This window comes from Sphingopyxis sp. GW821-FHT02C12 (genome assembly GCF_059421785.1).
This window is the reverse complement of sequence record NZ_JBWKVQ010000001.1, coordinates 629,779-651,773: the sequence shown is the minus strand read 5'-3', so window position 1 is coordinate 651,773 and position 21,995 is coordinate 629,779. Positions and strand designations below refer to the sequence as shown.

At 67.9% G+C, this 21,995-nt stretch carries 14 protein-coding genes; 9 read left to right on the top strand and 5 right to left on the bottom strand.

Annotated features, from left to right (window positions below; all coding sequences use genetic code 11):
* Window positions 1–588 precede the first annotated feature (588 nt).
* The 5 genes from AC07U1_RS03095 (at window position 589) to AC07U1_RS03075 (ending at window position 6,436) form a co-directional block, all read left to right on the top strand.
* Window positions 589–1,815, top strand: coding sequence for an RtcB family protein (locus AC07U1_RS03095; RefSeq protein ID WP_495178939.1), 1,227 nt, complete (start codon window positions 589–591; stop codon window positions 1,813–1,815).
* Window positions 1,816–1,850: 35 nt separating this feature from the next.
* Window positions 1,851–2,264 carry a hypothetical protein gene (locus AC07U1_RS03090; RefSeq protein ID WP_495178940.1) on the top strand — a complete coding sequence of 138 codons (414 nt, stop codon included), beginning with the start codon at window positions 1,851–1,853 and terminating at the stop codon, window positions 2,262–2,264.
* Window positions 2,261–3,046, top strand: a complete 786-nt coding sequence (locus AC07U1_RS03085) for a nucleotidyltransferase domain-containing protein (protein WP_495178941.1) — start codon at window positions 2,261–2,263, stop codon at window positions 3,044–3,046. Before AC07U1_RS03090 ends, AC07U1_RS03085 begins: the two co-directional genes overlap by 4 nt.
* Window positions 3,043–4,065, top strand: coding sequence for an RNA 3'-terminal phosphate cyclase (gene rtcA / locus AC07U1_RS03080; protein ID WP_495178942.1), 1,023 nt, complete (start codon window positions 3,043–3,045; stop codon window positions 4,063–4,065). The genes AC07U1_RS03085 and rtcA overlap by 4 nt, the downstream gene beginning before the upstream one ends.
* Before the next feature lie 112 nt (window positions 4,066–4,177).
* Window positions 4,178–6,436: a sensor histidine kinase gene (locus AC07U1_RS03075; RefSeq protein ID WP_495178943.1), complete on the top strand. Its 2,259-nt coding sequence runs from the start codon at window positions 4,178–4,180 to the stop codon at window positions 6,434–6,436.
* On the opposite strand, the gene AC07U1_RS03070 is transcribed toward AC07U1_RS03075, so the two are convergent.
* Window positions 6,422–7,039 carry a response regulator gene (locus AC07U1_RS03070; RefSeq protein WP_056344588.1) on the bottom strand — a complete coding sequence of 206 codons (618 nt, stop codon included), beginning with the start codon at window positions 7,037–7,039 and terminating at the stop codon, window positions 6,422–6,424. The two genes, AC07U1_RS03075 and AC07U1_RS03070, sit on opposite strands and share 15 nt — an antisense overlap.
* Window positions 7,040–7,412: 373 nt before the next feature.
* Here AC07U1_RS03070 and AC07U1_RS03065 point away from each other — a divergent pair, with 373 nt between their 5' ends.
* Both AC07U1_RS03065 and AC07U1_RS03060 read left to right on the top strand, forming a co-directional pair.
* Window positions 7,413–12,638, top strand: coding sequence for a beta strand repeat-containing protein (locus AC07U1_RS03065; RefSeq protein ID WP_495178944.1), 5,226 nt, complete (start codon window positions 7,413–7,415; stop codon window positions 12,636–12,638).
* A 103-nt stretch (window positions 12,639–12,741) separates the two neighbouring features.
* The gene (locus tag AC07U1_RS03060) at window positions 12,742–14,247 is read left to right on the top strand and encodes an AMP-binding protein (RefSeq protein WP_495178945.1); all 1,506 of its coding nucleotides are present in this window, start codon (window positions 12,742–12,744) and stop codon (window positions 14,245–14,247) included.
* Window positions 14,248–14,270: 23 nt separating this feature from the next.
* Here the strand turns inward: AC07U1_RS03060 and AC07U1_RS03055 are convergent, their stop codons facing one another.
* Window positions 14,271–15,242 (bottom strand): alpha/beta fold hydrolase, encoded by a 972-nt coding sequence (locus AC07U1_RS03055; protein WP_495178946.1) that lies wholly within the window; start codon window positions 15,240–15,242, stop codon window positions 14,271–14,273.
* Window positions 15,243–15,370: 128 nt separating this feature from the next.
* Window positions 15,371–16,228, bottom strand: a complete 858-nt coding sequence (locus tag AC07U1_RS03050) for an oxygenase MpaB family protein (RefSeq protein ID WP_495178947.1) — start codon at window positions 16,226–16,228, stop codon at window positions 15,371–15,373.
* Window positions 16,229–16,305: 77 nt separating this feature from the next.
* Here AC07U1_RS03050 and AC07U1_RS03045 point away from each other — a divergent pair, with 77 nt between their 5' ends.
* On the top strand, window positions 16,306–17,517 hold the full coding sequence (locus AC07U1_RS03045) for an acyl-CoA dehydrogenase family protein (protein WP_495178948.1): 1,212 nt from the start codon (window positions 16,306–16,308) through the stop codon (window positions 17,515–17,517).
* Between the two features lie 93 nt (window positions 17,518–17,610).
* Here the strand turns inward: AC07U1_RS03045 and AC07U1_RS03040 are convergent, their stop codons facing one another.
* Complete coding sequence (locus AC07U1_RS03040) at window positions 17,611–18,708, bottom strand: acyl-CoA dehydrogenase family protein (RefSeq protein ID WP_495178949.1); 1,098 nt, start codon at window positions 18,706–18,708, stop codon at window positions 17,611–17,613.
* A 31-nt stretch (window positions 18,709–18,739) separates the two neighbouring features.
* Complete coding sequence (locus AC07U1_RS03035; protein WP_187142127.1) at window positions 18,740–19,387, bottom strand: TetR family transcriptional regulator; 648 nt, start codon at window positions 19,385–19,387, stop codon at window positions 18,740–18,742.
* A 118-nt stretch (window positions 19,388–19,505) separates the two neighbouring features.
* Between AC07U1_RS03035 and AC07U1_RS03030 the strand changes: the two genes are divergently transcribed.
* Window positions 19,506–21,977, top strand: coding sequence for a TonB-dependent receptor (locus tag AC07U1_RS03030; protein ID WP_495178951.1), 2,472 nt, complete (start codon window positions 19,506–19,508; stop codon window positions 21,975–21,977).
* Window positions 21,978–21,995 lie beyond the last annotated feature (18 nt).

The following is a 21,995-nucleotide window of genomic DNA, read 5'->3' as shown; positions in this document are numbered from 1 at the left end:
CAGCCTTCGGGCGTGTCTTTTCCGATTCTCGTCGCCGTGACCCGCAACCTATTTCGGTAGGGAGATCGCAGCGAATGCCGGTGGGACTACATCGGCACCATGAAGGCCCGACGAGTAAAGCGCCCAGACCCGCAAGGCCTCTGGGAGATGCGGGTTCGAATCCCGCCTTGCCATGTAGCTTAAGGGCCGCGTCTCACCATCTCTCGTCGCTGCGAGATCCCTGTCGGCCGGCGGATGCCGGACGGGACTACACCTTCCAACGGTGCCCCATGCGGGGCAATGTCTCGTCCAATCCCTCGCCGTCGGCACCCACTTCACGCTGGCGAATGCCGGTGGGACTACATTCCAAGAGGGGCCAGTTGGCGGGGCTTTGCTCACGCGCTGGCTTGAATGTCTCACCAGATCCTCGTCGCCAGCACCTCGAACATGTCGGCGAATGCCGGCGGGACTACAGGGTCAGAGCGTCCACTCCAGGGTGGAAGGTCGGCGGTTCAAGTCCGCCCCCGGCTTGCCGGAGTAGCTCAGGAAAAATGTCTCGCCACGCCTCGTCGCCGGCACCATGAAGATGATGAAAGAAGGAGGTCAGCCATGACCCAGACGACTTATGAAGTGCTGAACGTCGAGGGCGGACGCCCGGTCAAGATGTGGACCCGCGGCGTGCCCGTCGAGGACATGGCGCGCGCGCAGCTTCGCAAGGCGGCGCAGATGCCGTTCGTGTTCAAGCATGTCGCGGCGATGCCCGACGTCCATGTCGGCATCGGCGCGACCGTTGGATCGGTGATCCCGACCAAGGGCGCGGTCATTCCGGCGGCGGTCGGGGTCGACATCGGCTGCGGCATGATGGCGGCGCGCACCACGCTGATGGCGCACGACCTGCCCGACACGCTCGAGGGCATCCGCAGCGCGATCGAGGCGGCGGTGCCGCACGGCCGGTCGGTCGGGCGCGGCAAGCGCGACACCGGTTCGTGGGGCGATCCGCCGGCGGCGATCGTCGACGCCTGGGCGACGCTCGCCGAGCGTTTCGGCCATATCGTCGCCAAGCATCCGCGGCTGAAGAACACCAACAACCTCACGCATATGGGGACGCTCGGGACGGGAAACCATTTCATCGAGCTGTGCCTCGATACCGAGGCGCGGGTGTGGGTGATGCTCCATTCGGGGTCGCGCGGCGTCGGCAATGCGATCGGCACCTACTTCATCGAACTGGCGAAGAAGGACATGCGCAAATGGTTCATCAACCTGCCCGACGAAGATCTGGCGTACTTCCCGGAAGGGACCGACCATTTCGACGATTATGTCGAGGCGGTGGGCTGGGCGCAGGACTTTGCGGCGCTGAACCGGCGGATGATGATGGCGAATGTGATCGCGGCGCTGCGGCGCCAGATCGCCAAGCCCTTCGAGGCCGAAGCCGAAGCGGTGAATTGCCATCACAATTATGTGACGCGCGAGAATCACTTCGGCGAGAATGTCCTCGTCACCAGAAAAGGTGCCGTGCGCGCGGCGAAAGGCACGATGGGGATCATCCCGGGTTCGATGGGCGCGAAATCGTTCATCGTGCGCGGGCTGGGCAACCCGGAGTCGTTCGATAGCTGCAGCCATGGCGCGGGCCGTGTCATGAGCCGCACCGCGGCGAAGAAGCTCGTCACCCTCGACGAGCATATCGCCGACACCGCGGGGGTCGAGTGCCGCAAGGACGAAGGCGTCATCGACGAGACGCCCAAGGCGTACAAGCCGATCGAGGCGGTGATGGCGGCGCAGGCCGACCTCGTCGAGATCGTCCATACGCTGAAGCAGGTGGTGTGCGTGAAGGGGTGATCCCCTTCACGCCGCCGTCCGGGGGGAGATTTCTCGTGAAGCAGATTTTGTGCTGTGCCGCTTGCGGCGCCACACTGACGCCTGCACTAACGGTCGTGTCGAGCAAGACGCCCGGCGTGATCCAGCCCGAGCACGAGGATGGCAAGCCTCTCACTCCGCGCGGGTCCGTCTTCAAAAGCTGGGAGCCGATTGAACGATCCTATGGCGATGAGCCGGCGCTATTAGAGTTTGCGCCGCAATATTGGTTGAACCCGGAAGATCTGGACGGGGAAGTCCGCAACACGCCCGATGTACGTCGTCTCAACGGCTGCTGCGGTCTTGATGGTTGCGATGGCCCCAATCAGGTTTGCCAGTGTGGCGCCGAAGTCGGCACCCTGCGCACCGATTGCTGGACCCCACTGGTGTTCATTCCCGATCCTGGAAGTATCAACTGGATAGAAGAACAATGAATGCCATCGGACCCGCCATCCGGCATGAAATCGAAACCCGCCTGTCCGCCGTCGAGGCGGAGGATGGCGTGCGCCTGTTGCTCGCGATCGAATCGGGGTCGCGCGCCTGGGGCTTTCCGTCGCCCGACAGTGATTATGACGTGCGCTTCCTCTATGTCCGGCCGCGCCGCGACTATCTGGCGCTCAGCCCGGTACGCGACGTGATCGAGCGGGAGATCGTCGACGAGATCGACCTCAACGGCTGGGACATCCGCAAGGCGCTGGGGCTGATGCTGCGCAACAATTCGGTCCTGTCCGAATGGATCGGATCGCCGATCGAGTATCGCGACCCCGACCCCTTCGTCGCGCGCATGGCGGAACTGAAAGATCGGCATTTCGATCCCAACGGCTTCGCGCTGCACTATGCGAAACTCGGGCGTACGGCGATCGCGCGCTGGCTGCAGGACGAGAGCGAGGTCGCGGTGAAGCGCTATTTCTATGCGCTGCGCCCGGCGCTGGCGATCCGCGTGCTGCGGCGCGATCCATCGCGCCGGCCGCCGATGCAGTTGCAGCAATTGATGGCCGAGGCCGACCTTCCCGCTTCGCTGGCGGGCGAGATCGAGCGGCTGGTGGCGATGAAGGCGGATACGCGCGAGGCGGGACCGATCGCGCGCTTGGCCGAGATCGACGCGCTGATCGCCGACGAACTGGGGCGTGCGGACGAGGTGCCGGCGCGCCCGACAAGCGAAGCCTTCGCGGCGGAGGCGAACGACCTGTTTCTGGAATTGGTAGACGAACAATGATCATCATCGACGGATCGGAAGGCGAAGGCGGGGGGCAGGTGCTGCGCTATGCGTGTGCGCTCGCGTTGCTCACGGGCACGCCCTTCACGATCGAGAATATTCGCGGCGGGCGCGAGAAGCCGGGGTTGATGCGCCAGCATGTGACCGCGATCGAGGCCGCGTGCGTGATCGGCGGCGCCGAATGCACCGGGCTGGCCGTGGGATCGAACAGCCTGTCCTTTCGTCCCGGCCGGGTGACGCCGGGCGACTATCATTTCGCGGTGGGCACCGCGGGCAGCACGGGGCTGGTCCTCCAGACGATCCTGGTGCCGCTGATGCTCGCCGATGCGCCGTCGCGCCTCGTGATCGAGGGCGGAACGCATGCGATGGCGGCGCCACCGTTCGAATTTCTCGAGCGCACGTTGCTGCCGGTCATCAACCGCATGGGGCCGACGGTGTCGGCGCGGCTGGTGCGGCACGGCTTTTTCCCGCGCGGCGGGGGGCGGATCGAGGTCGACATCGTGCCGGCGCCGCTGCGCCCGATCGCGTGCCTGGCGCGCGGCGACTTGCGCCGCGTCGGCGCGACCGCGATCCTGGCGGGCATTCCGTTCGACGTCGGCGATCGCGAACTCAAGACCGCGGCCAAGACGCTGGCCGACTGGCCGCAGGACGCTTTCGCCACCCGGCAGCTTCCCGCCGAGCAGGGGCCGGGGAATGCCCTGATCCTCGAGGCGGCGTTCGAGCATGTGACCGAAGTGATGTCGGCATTCGGAAAGATCGGGGTTCCGGCCGAGCGGCTTGCCAAGACCGCCGCGCGGCGGATGGGCGGCTATCTCGCCTGCGACGCCTTTGCGGGACCCTATCTGCAGGACCAGCTTCTGCTCCCGTTCGCGCTGGCGGGGGACGGCGTGTTTTCGACGGTGAAAGTGAGTCAGCACACGCTGACCGCGACGGCGCTCGTCGCGCGCTTTGTCGGACGCGGTTTCCGGTTCCGTTCGTGCGAGGACGGGGCGACGCTGGTCGAGGTGGTCAGCGCCTAGGATATGTCCGGCGCGACCAGCCGGTCTTCCGAACCGCGCGGTGTCGGCGCCGCGGCCTTCGTTCGCCGTGAAAATTGACTTTACCCGATCAGCGCGCGACTGGTCTTGCGACATGCCGACGAAACACTGGATCGCGATCATCGCGCTTGTGCTGTTGGCCTGGCTGTCGCCCACCCGGGCGGCGGCTGCGGCGGGGGCCATGCCGACGGTGGAGCTTCGCACCGGCGAAGAGGTGCCCGCGCTCGCGCGCTATGTTCGCTACAAGACCGGGGCCGCGCATCCCGCCACGATCGATGCGGCGAGCGTGCTCGCCGAACCGCTCGCGCGCGTCACCGGATCGACGATCCATTTCGGACCGCCCGGCCGCAAGACGCTGGTGATGGTCAAGGTCCGCAACGTCGGCGACCATCAGGGCAGCTGGATTTTCAGCACCGGACGCGGGTCGCTCACCTATTTCCGCCTGTACGAAATGTCGGGCGGCCGGCTCACGCTCCTCGTCGACGGATCGAATGCCGAGGCGGCGAGCCAAAATCTGCGAACCTATCAGGCGTTCAGCACCGAATTCGTGCTCGATCCGGGGCAGGAAAAGCTTCTCGTCATCAATTTCCTGTCGGAAAATTCGACCTATCTTCCGCTCAAGATCAGCAGCTACGGGACCTTCTTCGATGAGCGGCGCGCGAACGTCGCGATGGTTTCGGGCGTGGTGTCCGGTGTCGTCGCGCTGGTCCTGCTGAACTTCCTCTTCTTCTCGATCACCGGGCATCGCGAGTTCATCTGGCTCGCGGTCGCGCAGGGCTTTTTCGCGCTCAACACCGTGCATTCGGAAGGCTATATCACCATCTTCTTCCTCGCCGACCGCCCGCTGGCCGGGGTCGCGATCGAGGATCTCTTCAAATGCGGCTTCGCCGCCGCGATGGCCCAGTTCTGCCGCAGCTTTATCCGGACGCCGCAGCTTTTCCCGCGCCGCGACATCGCGCTGCGCATCCTGATCGGCGCGGCGCTGCTGATCATGGCGCTGCAGCCCGCGCTGGCGTACTACCCACCCGGGTTTCGCCAGTCGCTGCACGTCGGCGGCTGGCTGGTCGCGATTTCGGTCGCGCTGTTCCTCCCCTTCGTCGGCTTTGCCGCGATGCAGCAGCTCGGCCGCCAGCTCTGGCCGCTGTTCGTCGGCTGGGGCAGCCTCGCGGTCTTCATCATCTATGGCGCCGTCGCTTCGATGGGGCTCTTCGCCTGGCTGCCGATCAACTGGCATCTCGCCGGGCCGGTCGGGCTGTTCGAATCGATCATGGTCACGCTCGCGCTCGGCCTCAATCTCAAGAAGATCCAGAACGACAAGCTCGCCGCCGACCGCAACTATGCCAGCTCGCTGGCCGAGCGGGTCGAAATCAGCGAACGCGCGGCGCGGCTGGCCGAGGAAAAGGCCTTCGCGCTCGCGACGGTGAACAGCCAGAACGCCTTGCTGCACGCGTCGGGGCACGACAGCCGGCAGGTGATCCTGGCGCTCAACAGCGCGGTCGAGGTGCTGCGGCGCGGCGACGAGGCCGGGGTTCATCGCGAACTCACCGACATGCTCGAAAGTTCGGCGACCTATCTGGGCGAGATCGTCTCGACGACGATGTCGGGCGCCAACATCATCGGCAGCGACACGGGATTCCTCGCGCTCGGCGCCTTCGAGGCGCGGGCGCTGGTCGAACCGCTGCAGATGATGTTCAAGGCGCCCTTCGCCGACAAGGGGCTGTCGCTCGAAACGCGCGTCGTCGGCGACATCCAGCTGATCTCGGACAAGCCGCTGTTGATGCGTGCGCTCGCCAACCTCCTGGGCAACGCGTATCAATATACCGAGACGGGCGGCGCGCATGTCGTCGTCGAACGCCGCGATACGGCCGCGGTCATCGCCATCACCGACAGCGGCAGGGGAATGCCCGCCGCGATCGCCGCGGCGCTGAACGGCGATGGCGCCGCCCGGCTGCGCGCCGACGAGAGCATGCACGGCACCGGTTCGGGCTTTCGCGCGGCAAAGCGGCTGATCGGCGGCTTGGGCGGCTCGCTCGAAATCGTCGCCTCGTCGGAGGCCGGGACCGCGCTTCGCATCGTCCTGCCCTGCGCCTTCGCCGCGGTCAGCCCCTGTTCGACCGCGACGTTGCAGGCCGGGCTGCGCGATTGGCTCATCCTCGATTTCGACCAGCGCCAGGCCTTCGACGCCGGGCTGGCTGCCGCCGCGATGCCGCGCAACAGGATCGCCGCGCTGACCTATGACGACACGACGGTGACCCGCGGCCGCCTTGGCGACCTGGTCGGGCTGGCGATCATCAAGCCGCCGTGCCGCGAACTCCTCGCGCACCCGGCGTTCGGGGCGTCAGAGCAGGCCTAGTTCCAGCGCCCGCTCGACGATCTTGCGGTTGTTCGGCACGTCGAGCTTGCGCCGCACTTCGGCGATATGGAACGACACGGTCGGCTGCGCGATCGACAGGCGATAGGCGATTTCCTTGTTGCTCTCGCCCTGTCCCAGATAGTGGAGGATCGCCATCTGCCGCGACGACAGCGCGACCGGCGGCTGCTGATACTTGCCGAGCGCTTCGCGCATATGGTCCGATATGAAAATGTCGCCGGCGAGCGCCGCGTCGCACGCCGCGACGATCTGATCGGGCGGATCGGCCTTGCTCACCACCGCGCGCGCGCCGAGCTTCAGCGCATAATCGATCTCGCCCAGCAGGGTTTCGCCGGTCAGGACGATCACCGTCATGTCGCGCGACCCGACGATCTCGGCCAGCACGTTGACGCCGCGGACGTCGGGCAGGTTGAGGTCGAGGATGACGAGGTCGACGGGCTGCGACTGGACAAAGGCGTTGACCAGCGCGCCGCGATCGAGCGCGCCGACCACCGCATAACGTTCGTGCGCCGCAAACAGCAGTTTCAGCCCGCTTCGCGTGATGCCGTGATCGTCGACGATCAGGATTTGATGCTTGGCGGTCATTGCGGCGTCCATTCCAAAGCGCGTCGAACGCGCATGCCCCACGGCGGCGGCCGGCCGCAACCCGAATAATCTTCAGGGCGATGCCGCCGCCGGGCGGCCCTGCCAATCGGTCCGGCTTTGGTCCTTCCATCGACCGCTGCGCCCGGCGTTTGCGAGCCCATCGGGCGGCGCCGGCAGGTGCCGGCAATTTTTTCTGCGGTCGCCGTGTCCGGTTCGGCCGGCGTTTCCCGTCTTACCCCATGACAGCATGCGCGGCGGACCGATGCGGGTTCGCCAGCGGCTGACGCGGGGACATCTGCGCCGCACGAGCGAAGCCCCAGGTCGCGTTTTTCATCGCAGCCGCCTCCGCGCGGCGAGGACTAGGGGATTACCGATGCGCAAGACCACCAAGCTGCTTTTCACCGCCGCCCCCGCGGCGCTCGCTCTGTCGCTGGCGATGCCGGCGCATGCCGACCCGACGCCCGAGTGCAACAGCGGGTCCGCGCTCAATGCGACCGAATGCGGCATCAATGCGGAAGCCGATGGCGAGGATTCGACCGCTGTCGGTGCCAATACCGCGACCCGCCAGCAATCGACCTCGATCGGCAGCGGCGCGCTCTCGGGCTTCAACTCGGTCGCGACGGGCTATAATTCGCTGGCCTTCCTGAATGCCGTGGCGGTCGGCGCCGGCGCGGGAGCGGGCAACCAGGGCACCGCCATCGGCACCAACGCGCGCGCCACCGGCAATCTCAACGCCACCGCGGTGGGGACCGGCGCGCAGGCCGTGTCGGAAAATGCCACCGCGCTGGGCGGAATCGCATCGGCCGAGGGCGAGAATTCGACCGCGATCGGGTTCAACACCAAGACGCGCCAGCAATCGACATCGGTCGGCGCCAATGCGCTGTCGGGCTTCAACTCGGTCGCGACCGGATATGATTCGCTGGCCTTCCTGAACGCCGTGGCGGTCGGCAGCGGCGCGGGGGCGGGCAACCAGGGCACGGCCATCGGCACCAACGCGCGCGCGACGGGCAATCTCAACGCCACGGCTGTGGGGACCGGCGCGCAGGCGATCTCGGAAAATGCCACGTCGCTGGGCGCCATCGCGTCGGCGGAGGGCGAAAATGCCACCGCGATCGGGTTCAACACCAAAACCCGGCAGCAATCGACGTCGGTCGGCGCCAATGCGCTGTCGGGCTTCAACTCGGTGGCGACGGGCTATGATTCGCTCGCCTTCCTGAACGCGGTGGCGGTCGGCAGCGGCGCGGGGGCTGGCAATCAGGGCACCGCCCTCGGCACCAGCGCGCGCGCCACCGGCAATCTCAACGCGACCGCCATCGGGACGGGCGCACAGGCGACCGCCGAGGAATCGAGCGCGCTGGGCGCCTATTCGGTCGCCAGCGCCGACGACGCGACGGCGGTCGGCGTCTTTGCCAATGCGACCGGCGTCAACAGCGTTGCGCTCGGCCGCGGGTCGCTCGCCGACCGGACCGACAGCGTGTCGATCGGCACGGCGGGCGGCGAACGCCAGCTGACCAATCTTGCCGCCGGGACCGCCGCGACCGATGGGGTCAATGTGGCGCAGCTCGACGCTGCCATCGCGGGGGTCGTGGCGGGCGGCAACCCCTATGTCGGTGTGGGTGGCGGCGGATCGGCGGCGCAGGCGATGGGCGACGACAGCTTCGCCGCCGGCGGCGGCGCGCAGGCGCAGGCCGACGGGTCGACCGCGATCGGGTCGGGCGCGGTGGCCAAGGATGGCAAGGCGACCTCGATCGGTTTCGAGAATGTCGCCTCGGGCGACGGCGCGGTGGCGATCGGCGATCCGAACACGGCGACTGGCACCGGCGCGGTGGCGATCGGCGCGGACAATACGGCGACCGGCACCGCCGCTATCGCGCTCGGCAATCTGAGCAGCGCGACGGGCAATTCGGCGATCGCGATGGGTGACCAGGCAGCGGCTTCGTCGGACGGCAATGTCGCGATCGGCGGGCTGTCGCAGGCGACGGCGGCCGACACGATCGCGATCGGCCCCGACAGCCGCGCGACCGCCGCGCATGCCATCGCGATCGGCGCGTTCAGCCGCGCCGCCGCCATGGATGCGGCGGCCTTCGGCTGGGGCGCGCGCGCGACGGGGATCGGCGCGACCGCGACGGGTACTTTTGCCGAGGCGAGCGGCGAGCGCAGCACTGCGACCGGGCGCGACAGCATCGCCAGCGGCGTCGGATCGACGACGACGGGCAACCTCAGCCGCGCGACCGGGCTGAACAGCACCGCGACCGGCATCGGCGCGCAGGCGACGGCGGAGAGCAGCAGCGCCACGGGTTCGGGCGCGCTGGCCAGCGGAGCATTTTCGACCGCGACGGGCAGCTTTACCGAGGCTTCGGGAGGCCGCAGCACCGCCACCGGCGATTTTGCGCACGCGACGGCGCTGCAATCGACGGCGAGCGGTGCGGGCAGCCAGGCGACGATGATGGATGCCACCGCCACCGGCTTCGTCAGCGTCGCGTCGGGGGTCGGCGCGACCGCCACCGGCACCTTTGCGCAGGCGACCGCCGAGCGCGCCACCGCGACGGGCCGCGACAGCATCGCCAGCGGGATCGGGTCGACGACGACGGGCAATCTCAGCCGTGCGACCGGGCTCAACAGCACCGCGACCGGCGTCGGCGCGCAGGCCAATGGCGACAACAGCAGCGCCACCGGCGTCGGTTCGCTGGCCAGCGGCGTCTTTTCGACGGCAACGGGCAGCAACAGCGAAGCGGCGGGCGGACGCAGCACCGCCACCGGCGACTTCGCGCACGCGACCGGCCTGCAATCGACCGCAACCGGAGCCGGCAGCACGGCATCGGCGATGGACGCCACGGCAACCGGCTTCATCTCCCAAGCCAGCGCGGAGGGCGCGACCGCCACGGGCACCTTCGCCCGCGCCCAGGGGGTCCAAAGCACGGCACTGGGCCGCGACAGCCTGGCGAGCACCGATTTGTCGACCGCCTTGGGCAGCGATGCCCAGGCCACCGCGCTGAACAGCGTGGCGCTGGGCAGCTTCTCGGTCGCCGATCGCGCCAACACGGTGTCGCTGGGCTCGGCGGGGAACGAGCGCATCGTCGCCAATGTCGGCGCCGGGACCGCGGCGACCGATGCGGTCAACCTGGGCCAGCTCAACGCGGGCCTGGCGGGTGTGGCAGCCGGCGCCAATCCCTATGTCGCCTTCAACAGCAGCGGCGCCGCGGCGCAGGCGCTCAGCGACGGAGCGACGGCGATCGGTGCCGGCGCGATCGCCAAGGACGGCAAGGCGACCTCGGTCGGAACGGGCAATATCGCCTCGGGCGACGGCGCGGTGGCGATCGGCGATCCGAACACCGCGACCGGCACCGGCGCGGTCGCGATCGGTGCCGACAATACAGCGACGGGCACGGGCGCGATTGCGCTCGGCAACCTCAGCGTCGCCAATGGCGAGAGCGCGATCGCGCTGGGCGATCAGGCCGAGGCGTCGTCGACCGGCAACGTCGCGATCGGCGACGAAGCGAAAGCGACGCTGGGCGGCAGCGTCGCGCTCGGCGCCGGGGCCGAATCGACCGGCGGTTTCAGCACCGCGATCGGCCAGCTCAGTACCGCGAGCGGGCAATTCTCGACCGCGATCGGACGGCGCGCCGACGCGAGCGGGACGAACAGCGTCGCGATCGGCGATTTCGCGATCGCCTCGGCCGCCAACAGCTATGCGCTGGGCGGCGACGCCAAGGCGCAGGCGATCGGCAGCGTCGCGCTCGGTTCGGGCTCGATCGCCAATCGCGAGAATAGCGTCTCGGTCGGCACGACCGGGGCGGAGCGCGCGATCACCAATGTCGCGGCGGGCACCGCCGGGACCGACGCGGTCAATCTCGATCAGCTGAATGCGGCGCAGGCGACGGCCGATACCGCGCTCGCCAATGCCGCGACGGCGCAGGGGACGGCGGATACCGCCATTGCCAATGCCGCAGCGGCGCAGGCCGCGGCCGCCAGCGCGCAAACGACCGCCAATACAGCGGTGGCCGACGCGGCAGCCGCGCAAGGCACCGCCAATAGTGCGCTCGCCAATGCGGCGACGGCGCAGACGACGGCGGATGCTGCGCTGGCCGGCAATGCGGCCAACGCGGTTTCGGCGGCGGCGGCGCAGAGCACCGCCGATACCGCGCTCGCCAACGCCGCCACGGCACAGGGGTCGGCGGCTGCCGCACAGGGCACGGCCAACAGCGCTCTCGCCAATGCGGCGACCGCCCAATCGAGCGCGAACGCCGCGCAAGGCACCGCGAACACCGCGCTCGCCAATGCCGCCACCGCGCAAAATGCGGCGATCGCGGCGCAGGGAACCGCCAACACCGCGCTGGTCAATGCGGCGACCGCGCAGGGGACGGCGAACACCGCACGGCTCGAAGCGGCGGCGGCACAGGGTACGGCCGATACCGCGCGGCTCGAAGCCGCGGCGGCGCAGACCCGCGCCGACGCCGCCTTCGCCAACGCCGATGCGGCGCAGGCGACCGCCGATCAGGCGCTCGCGGCGGGGCAGGCGAATGGTGTCGCAGTGGCGACGGCGCAGGCGACCGCGGATACCGCGCGGACCGAGGCGGCGGCGGCGCAGGCGCAGGCCGACACGGCGCGCGCCAATGCCGCGACGGCGCAGGACCGCGCCGACGCCGCCTTCGCCAATGCCGGGGTAGCGCAGGCGACCGCCACCACCGCGCGCACCGAAGCGGCGGCGGCGCAGCTGACCGCGACGACGGCGCGATCGGAAGCCGCGGCAGCGCAGAGCACCGCGAACACCGCGCTCGCCAACGGTGCCTATTTCCGCGCCAACAGCACCGGACCGGGGCCGCAGGCAACGGGGGTCGACGCGATCGCGGTCGGACCGGGTTCGGTCGCCAGCGGCAACCAGTCGGTTGCGATGGGCGCCAATGCCCGCGCGATCAACGGCCAGGCGGTGGCGATCGGCGCGGGCAATGTCGCATCGGGCAATGGCGCTGTGGCGATCGGCGATCCGAACATCGCGACCGGGACCGGCGCGGTCGCGCTCGGCGCCAACAACAGCGCGATCGGCACCGGGGCGGTGGCGCTGGGCAATGCCAGCAGCGCGACCGGCGACGGGTCAGTGGCGATCGGCAATGGTGCGGTCGCGAGCCGTGCAGGGCAGGTCGCGCTCGGCAATTCGGCGAGCACCTATACGCTCTCGGGCGTCGGGTCGGCGGCGAGCAATGCGGCGCAGAGCGGCACGCTCAGGCTGCTGACCACCGATGCGGCGGGCAATCTCGGCACCTCGGCGCTCGACATCGCGACGCTCGGCGGGCTGCCGAACCGGGTCAACCTGCTCGAACAGCAGACGGCGGCGCTCGACCAGCGCACGCTGGTGCTCGAACGCCATGCGGTGCAGGCGAACGGCGGCATCGCGACCGCGATGGCGATGGGGGGCACGATGATCGTCCCCGACAGCGATGTGTCGGTCTCGTTCAACCTCGCGACCTATCGCGGCGAACAGGGCTTCTCGGGCGCCGCGGTGGTCCGGCTTGCCCCGCGCGTCTATGTCAGCGGCGGCATCGCCGGGTCGACGGTCAAGGGATCGACCGGCGGGCGGGTCGGGGTGGCGTTCGGCTTTTAGAAAATAATTAGGTTGCTAACTATTGTGGCCTGATGCCGCTTGTCCCATGGTCGCGCGCCGCATCGAACGATGCGGCGCGCGATGCGTTTGAGGGAGCGAACCTGTGCAGATCATCACCGACGACCGGGCTATCGACGGCGTGACACTCGCCACGCGCATCGACCGCGCCGCGGGAGCGCTCGCCGCGCGCGGGGTCGGGGCGGGCGATTGCGTCGCGATCCTGCTGCGCAACGACATCGCCTTCATCGAGGCGAGCCTCGCGTGCCGGCGGCTCGGGGCTTATTGCGTTCCGGTGAACTGGCATTTTTCGGCCGAGGAAATCCTGTATGTCGTCGCGGATTGCGGGGCGCGGCTGCTGGTCGCGCATGCCGACCTGCTCGCGCGTGTCGCCGATGCGCTGCCCTGCCCGGCGATCGTGGTGCCGGTGCCGCCGGCGATTGCCGCCGCCTATCGGCTGACCCCTCCCGCCGTGGTGGGCGCGGATTGGGACGCGGCGCTCGCGGCGGCCGAGCCCTGGACACTGGCGTCGCCGCCCGCCGCCGAATCCTTGATCTATACCTCGGGCACCAGCGGTCATCCCAAGGGCGTAAAGCGCCAGCCGCCGAAGCCCGAACAAGTCGCGGCGAGCGAGGCGATGCGGTCGCTGATTTATGGCATCGATCGGGGCGCGCGGGTAATGGTGCCCGCGCCGCTCTATCACACCGCGCCGAACCTGTTCGCGCACCGCGCCGCCGCGCTCGCCGATCTGCTGCTGTTACCGCCGCGCTTCGACCCGCTGCGCCTGCTCGCCGATATCGAAGCGCACCGGATCACCCATCTTTATGCGGTGCCCGCGATGTTCAGCCGGCTGCTCACGCTCAGCGAGGAACAGCGCGGCGCGCACGACCTGTCGTCGCTGCAATTCGTGCTGCACGCGGGCGGGCCGTGCGGGCCCGACGTCAAGGCGCGGATGATCGACTGGCTGGGCCCGGTGATCGAGGAATATTATGGATCGACCGAAGCGGGGCCGATCACCCATGTGGCGAGCGCCGAGTGGTCGGCGCATCCGGGGACGGTGGGCAAGGCGATCCCGGGAGTGGAAATCCGCATCGTCGACGATGCGGGCGAGCCGGTGCCGACGGGTGAGATCGGCGAGGTGCAGTCGCGCAACGCCGGCTATCCCGATTTCACCTATCTGGGGCGCGAGGCCGACCGCGCCGCGCTTGACCGCGGCGGCTATCTGGCGTCGGGCGATCTTGGTTATCTCGACGCCGACGGGCGGCTGTTCCTGTGTGACCGTAAGCGCGACCTGGTGATCTCGGGCGGGGTGAACATCTATCCCGCCGAGATCGAGGCGGCGCTGCAGACGGTCGAGGGGGTCGCCGACTGCGCGGTGTTCGGCATTCCCGACGAAATCAACGGCGAGGCGTTGCTCGCGGTGGTCGAGCCGGTAGCGGGCGCGGTGCTGACGGCGGAAGGCATCGGCGCGGTGCTGCGCAGCCGGATCGCGTCGTACAAGGTGCCCAAGCATATCGAGCTCACCGACGCGCTGCCGCGCGAGGAGACGGGGAAGATTCGCAAAAGGCTGTTGCGCGACCCCTATTGGGCCGCGGCGGGGCGGAGCATCTGAGCGCTTAGACGAGCTTAGGCAGGTCAGGCGGGGACGGTGCGCCGGAGCCAGGGAATGAGCAAGGCCTCGACCTCGGCGGCGCGTTCGGCCTGCGTCCAGTGGCCGCAACCCGCGAGCATATGCGCCTCGAGGTCGGGCACGACCTCGCGCATCAGCGGGACCGGGTCGGCGGTGCCGAGCACCAGCGCGGGATCGCTGCTGCCGCCGATGAACAAAGCGGGCCGGCGGATCACGGGGTCGAAACCACCCGCCCAGTCGAAGTCGCGGCCGTGGTTGCGGTAGCGGTTCAGCGCCCCCGCGAAGCCGGTGCGCGCGAAGGTCGCGGAGGCATGCGCGAAATATCCGGGGTCGAGCCATGCCGGGAGCGCGTCGGGGAAGCGTAGCCCGTCGAGCAGTTTGGCGCCGTGCGGCTTGTCGTTCGGCCAGTCGCCGGGCGCGGCGTCGCCCGAAATGCTGTGATAGAAGGCGTGGAGGAAACGCGCCGGATCGGCCTCGAGCTCGGCCTCGGCGACGCCGGGCTCCTGAAAATAGGCCTGGTAGAAAAAGCGGCCCTTGTCGGTGAAGCGGCGCTTGAACATCGCGTCGAACGGCGCGGCGGCGCGGCCGAGCCAGGGGATCGACAGCGCGGCGACCGCGCCGAAGCGGTCGGGGCGCGCCATGATGGCGTTCCAGACGATCGAGGCGCCCCAGTCGTGGCCGACGAGCGTCGCCGGCGCCTCGGGCGAGAAGGCATCGGCGACCGCGACGAGATCGGCGACGATCGCCTCCATGCGATAGGCATCGATCGCTTCGGGGCGGTCGCTGTCGCCATAGCCGCGGACGTCGATCGCGGCGGTGCGATAACCGGCGGCGGCGACCGCCGGGGCGAGCCGGTGCCACGACTGGCGCAGTTCGGGGAAGCCGTGGACGAAGAGGATGAGCGGTCCGGAACCCGCGACGTCGGCGGCGATGCGGACGCCGTCGGGGGCGGTGAAAAGCTGCGGTCTCTGATTCATCGTGTGGATCATTGCCCTAAAGGCTTCGTCATTGCGAGGAGCGAAGCGACGCGGCAATCCAGAGCGTGCGTAACCCGCTCTGGATTGCTTCGCTTCGCTCGCAATGACGATCCATTATCCGATTGGGTTCACCGCCAGGCGGTATCGCCCGGAAGGCCGAGGCGCAAGGCGGCCTGCCATGCGGGCGAGGACGGGTCCTTGCGCCGGTCGGCGAGCTTGCCCATCGCCTTGACCATGATCCGGTCGCGGGTGCCGAGGTCATGTTCGGGGCCGAGGGCTAGTCGTTCGCGTACCACGGGTGGGAGCAGCGACACCGCGGCGCGCGCCAGCGCCTTGTGCAGGAAGCGCGGAACCGACGGCGCGGCGCGGCCCGAACGGATGATGTCGAGGAATTCGCTGTTGATCGGATGCGGCTCGAAGCGCGGGAGCAGCTCGTTCATCATGGCAAGGAATTCGGCTTCGGACTTCGGCGTATAGGTCACGCCGTACAGCTCGGCGACGGGCTGGCCGTCGGCCCAGAAGCGCGCCTGCTCGGCAGCCGACAGCGGTCGGACGAAGCGGTGATAGGCGGTGAGGAAGCCATATTGGGCGGTGGCATAGACCCAGTTGAGCAATTCGGGATCGAGCGCGGTGTAAGCTTCGCCCTTCGGGGTTTCGCCCGACACCTTCGCGTGCATGCGGTTGACCCCGCCGATCACGCGGCGCGCGGCGCTGGCGGGGCCATAGACGCCGACCATCGCCGCCATGCCGGTGCGCTGCGAACGGCCGATCGGATCGACCTTGTAGATCGAATGGTCCCACACCCCCGAGCGGATGCGCGCGTCGGCGAATTCGAGCAGCACCGCCGCGACCCCGCCGACCGCCATCGCGACGGGGTTTTTGAAGATACGCCATTGCAGCGAATCGGGGGCGAGCAGCGCGGCCTCGCCCGCCGGTTTGGTGAAATCGATCGCCATGCCGGGCGCCATATTGGTCATGCGGTTCATGCTTATCCCCCGGTCGCGATTGACCCCGTCGGAAAAGTTGTTATCAGATGTGATAACTATATGCAACGGACGAGACGATGGACCTGAACTGGAGCGCCGACGAAGAGGCTTTCGCGGCCGAGATGCGCGCGCTGCTGGCACGCGCGCTGACCCCCGAACTGCGCGCCGGTGCCGAGGGCGCGACGAGCGTCTATCCCGACCATCATGTGTCGATGGACTGGCAGGCGCGGTTGCACGCCGAGGGGCTGGCGGCGCCGCACTGGCTGCCCGAACATGGCGGGCGCGACTGGAGTCCGGCGCAATTTTATCTCTACGCCCGCGAACGCGCGCGCGCCGGGGCGCCGTCGGTTTCGCCGATGGGCATCCACATGGTCGCGCATGTCATCGCGGCGTTCGGCACGGCGGAGCAGAAGGACTGGTTCCTGCCGCGCATCCTGACCGGCGAGGTGTTTTTCTGTCAGGGCTATTCGGAACCGGGGGCGGGGTCCGATCTCGCCTCGCTGCAGATGAGCGCGGTGGCGGATGGCGATGATTTCGTGCTCAACGGGTCCAAGATCTGGACGACGCATGCGGGCGAGGCGAACTGGATCTTCTGCCTCGTGCGCACGTCGAAGCACGAACGGCCGCAGCAGGGGATCACCTTCCTGCTCGTGCCGATGGACCAGCCGGGGGTGACGGTGCGCCCGCTGACCATGATCTCGGGCGAGCAGATCCAGGCCGAAGTGTTTTTCGACGACGCGCGCTCGGCGCGGGCGAATGTCATCGGCGAGGTCGATCGCGGTTGGAGCGTCGCCAAATATCTGCTCGAATTCGAACGCGGCGGATCGGCGCATGCCCCGGCACTGGCGATGCGCGTCGATGCGCTGGCGAAGCAGGCGCAGGGGACGATGGAGGGCGATGCGGTGTTCGCGCACAAGCTCGCCAAGGCGCGCATCCGGGTCGACATATTGGAGATGATCGAGCTCAAACTGCTGTCGGGGGCGGGGCAGGGCGAAAGCGTCGGCGTCATGGCGTCGATGCTCAAGATCCTGGCGACCGAGCTGGCGCAGCATATCACCGAACTCGCCTGCGAGGCGGCGGGACCGGCGGGGCTGGCGTTCCAGCCGCACGCGGGCATGCCGGGCGCCGCGGTGCCGGCGCATGTCGTGCCCGGGGACGGCCATGTGACGGGTGCGGCGTGGCAGGCGGTGGCGCCGCTGCGCTATTTCAACGAGCGCGCGGGATCGATCTATGCCGGGTCGAACGAGATCCAGCGGAATATTTTAGCGAAGGCGGTGCTGGGGCTGTGAGCCTTCGTCATTGCGAGGAGCCGAAGCGACGCGGCAATCCAGAGCCCGCGTAAACCGCTCTGGATTGCTTCGCTGCGCTCGCAATGACGAGGCTTATGAGGCTGCGGCCATCCCCGCCGCGTAGCGCGCGACATGCAGGTCGCTGGTCCCCAGCCTTTGCTCGATCGCGGTGGCGCGTTTGAAATAATGGCCGACGCGCAGTTCCTCGGTCATGCCCATCGCGCCGTGGAGTTGGACCGCTTCCTGCCCGATCTTGCGCAGCGCGTCGCCGATCGTCGCCTTGGCGGCGGCGGTCGCCTGCGCGTCGCCGGGCTTAAGCGCGGCGAGCATCGCGGCGGCGGAAATCGCCTCGCGCAGCATCAGCATGTCGACCATGCGGTGCTGGAGTGCCTGAAAGCTCGACAGCGTCGCGCCGAACTGCTTGCGCTGCTTGGCGTAAAGCAGGGTGTCGTCGAGCAGCACGCGCGCGAGTCCGGCCGCCTCGGCGGCGAGCGCGGCGATGGCGGCGTCGACGGCGGCCTGCAGCGCGGCTTCGCCATCCTGCTCGCGCCCGATTTCGGCGGCGCTGTCGACCCACAGTCCATCGAGATCGAGGTCGGCGGCGGGCATGTCGTCGATCGTCCAATAGGCATGGAGCCGGCCGGCAAGCGATGCGGCCGGCACGAGGAACAGGCGCAAATCATCCTCGGCGTCCCGGGCGGGCACGACGATATGGTCGGCCTCGGCCGCGAAGGCGACCGCGATCTTGCGCCCGGCCAGCGTCCAGCCGTCGTCGGCGGGGGTCGCCCGCGCCGCGATCGCGCCGATGTCGCCGCGCGTCGCGGGTTCCTCGATCGCGGTGACGATCAGCGCCTCGCCGCGCGCAATGGCGGCGGCGCGCGCACTCTCGCCGAGCGCGAGCAGCAATTGGGCGGTGAGAATGTGACAGTCGATATAGGGGGTGATCGCGAGCGCGGCGCCAAGTTCCTCGGCGACGATCATCGCCGCGACGCGCCCGCCGCCGAAGCCGCCGATGCTGTCGGGCAGCGCCGCCGCGCCGATGCCGATCGCCGCGTCGGCGGCGCGCCACAGAGCGAGCTGCGCGGTCGAATCGCGCATCGTGCGGCGCTTTTCGAACGGCAATTGCTGCGCCAGGAAGCGCGTGAGTGCGTCGCGGAGCAGGCGTTGGTCGTCGTCGGGTTCGAGATTCATGACCCGGCTATGCGCGTGCGACGCCTAATTATCAAGTCTGATAATTTTTGACGAGGCCGGCGAGCAATGTCTCGACCGTGTGTTCGCGATAGCGTGCATGGAGGTCGTCGTCGGCGTGCGGCTTGCCCTTGAACACGACCTGCAGCGTCAGGCGATTCGAATAGAGGCCGTCCGCGGCGCCGATCGTGTTGAAGTAGAAGAGCTTGGGATCGACGGGATTGAACTCGCCCGCCGCGATGCCCTCCTCGATCATCCGCGCCTGCGCGCCCGCGATCTTCGACAGAAGTTCGTCGCCGATGTGCCGCACCCGCTCGGGTTCGGCGTCGCGGACCATATATTGGATCAGGCGGTTGAGGTACGGGATGCGGTAATAGGTATCGAGAATGCCCTCGAGATGGATGCGCATCCGGGCCGTCGGGGTGACGGGCAGGCGGAACAAGGCGTCGAGCTGGCGGATCGCGCGGATCACGTCGCGGTCGAGCAGCGCCGCGAGCATGCCTTCCTTGTCGCCGAAATAATAGCGGATCATGCCGTGGTTGACCCCGGCGCGCGCCGCGATCTCGACGATACCGATATCGATCTTGTCCTGTTCGCGCATCAGCGCGCTCGCCGCGTCCAGCAGGGCGTCGCGGATCGAGCCGCGCGTGCGGCTTTCCGCCTTTTCACTTCGGGTGGCCATCATCGCTCCTTGCCGCCGACAGACCATCATTGTCCGCAAAATGCAATTGCCGGTTGCATAATCTATCACGATTGATAACTATCATCGCTGATAATAAGCTTCATCAGGGAGAGAGAAGATGGCGGGTGCGGTGCGTGCAATGGGTCTGGCCGGAGTGGCGTGGGCGGCGATGATGGCAAGCCAGCCGGTGCTGGCACAAAATGCGCCGTCGGCGGCGGAGACCGAGGCCGCCGACGACGGCGCGATCGTCGTGACCGCGCAGCGCCGCGCCGAAAGCATCAACGACGTCGGCCTCGCGATCCAGGCTTTTTCGGGCGATACGCTCGAAAATCTGCGCGTGACCTCGACCGAGGATCTGCAGGCGGTGGTGCCCAGCCTCAACGTCTCGCGCGGTTATCAGGGCATTCCGATCTATACGCTGCGCGGGATCGGCTTCAACACGATCAACCTGTCGGCGACCTCGACCGTCGGCACCTATCAGGACGAGGTCGCGCTCGCCTATCCGTTCATGAACAGCGGGCCGGTCTATGACCTCGAGCGTGTCGAAGTGCTCAAGGGTCCGCAGGGCACGCTCTATGGCCGCAACACCACCGGCGGGCTGGTCAATTTCATCACCGCCAAGCCGAAGTTCGGGGAGTTCTCGGGCGGGGTCGCGGTCGATCTCGGCAGCGAAAAGACGCTCAACAGCGAAGGCCATCTCAACATCCCGCTGGGGCAGGATATCGCGATCCGCGCCGCCTTTCGGACCGAGGACAGCTGGGACGGCTGGCAGCACAGCATTTCGCGCGACGAGAGCCTGGGCGAGGTGCACCGCTATGGCGGCCGGCTGACGCTGACCGCCGAGCCGGTCGAGGGGATGAAGATCGAACTTGGCGGCAATTTCTGGATCAACAAGTCGGACACGCTCGCGGGGCAGGCGGTGGGGTTCACCCCGAACACCGATCCCGCCAACGGCACGCTGTTCAGCCTGTTCAACGCGCCGGGACTGCCCGCCTATATCGCCGCCAACGGCCCCAAATGGGATTCGAACAGCGCCGACTGGGCACCGCTGTCGCAGCGCGGCCCCAATATCGGGCGCGGCACCGGGATCGACGGGCCGCTGCAGGAGGACAGCGATTTCCTGGGCTTGCGCGGCCTCATCCAGTTCGACCTGACGAGCGATTTGAGCTTCATCTCGCTGACCGGCTATAACAAGGTCAATCGCGACGCGACCTATGACTGGAGCGGCGCGCCCTATGAGATCCTGATCCAGCGGGCGCAGGGCAAGATCGAGAGCTTTTCGCAGGAATTGCGCTTCCAGGGATCGACCGGCCCCGCCGAGTGGGTCGTCGGCGGCTATTATGCCAAGGATGTCGTCAGCGACACCAACCAGACCCTGCTGGGGCAGAATGCCAATGTCGGTGCGATCCGGGCGCTGATCGTCCAGCTTGGCCTCTTGAACACCCCGTTCAACAGTCAGGGTTTTACCGCCGCCGATGTCGCGACCGCGTTCCGTACCTATCGCGACGTCGCCGATTTCGACACCGAGACCTTCAGCCTGTTCGCCAGCGCCGACTGGGAATTGTCGGACACGCTGAAACTGACCACCGGCGCGCGCTACACCGAGGACCGGCAGGAATATCAGGGCTGCTCGCGCGACCTCAACGGGTCGATGCTGCCCAACGTCAACCTGTTCAACCGCGCCTTCTTTTTCCAGGTCTACGGCGCCTTCACCGCGCCGATCACGGCGAACCAGTGCAACACCTATGACGTCGACACCGGCACCTTCGGCCTCGTCACCTCGAACCTCAAGGAAGACAATGTCGCCTGGCGCGCGGCGCTGACGTGGGAGCCGACGAACGACATACTCGCCTATGCTTCGGTCAGCCGCGGTTACAAATCGGGATCGACCCCGGTCAACGCCGCGAACATCGCGACGCAGAACCGCCCGGCGAAGCAGGAGGAACTGACCGCCTATGAAGTCGGCACCAAGCTGGCGCTCGCCGACCGCAAGGTGAACCTCAATGTCGCGGCCTTCTATTATGATTATCGCGACAAGCAGCTTGCGGTCTATTTCGCCGACCCGATTTACACGACGCTGCTCCGCCTCGACAATATCCCCAAGTCGCGCGCTTACGGGATCGACGGCGACGTCAGCATCCAGGCGACCGATGCGCTGAACGTGACGCTCGCGGGCACCTGGCTCAAGACCGAATTGCAGGGCTATGTCGGGATCAACGCCGCGGGCGCGCCGTTCGATTTCGACGGCTTCGCCTTCCCCTACAGCCCGAAATTCTCGGGCGCGGCGACGATCACCTATGACACGCCGGTGAACGACAAACTCGGGGTGCGGGCGATCCTCAACGGGCGCTACCAGTCGAAGACCGGCAGCACGATCGAGGATTTCGCGCCGCTCCAGATCAAGGGCTATGGCATCCTGAACGCCAGCCTCGCGCTCTATGAGCAGGATGGCCAGTGGGAGGTGTCGATCTGGGGCAAGAATATCACCGACACCTATTATTGGCAGTCGGCGGCGACCAATGCCAACACCGCGGTGCGTTTTCCGGGGCGCAGCCCGTCCTATGGGGTGAGCGCGAAGTTCAATTTCTGAGGACAGTAATCCTCCCCG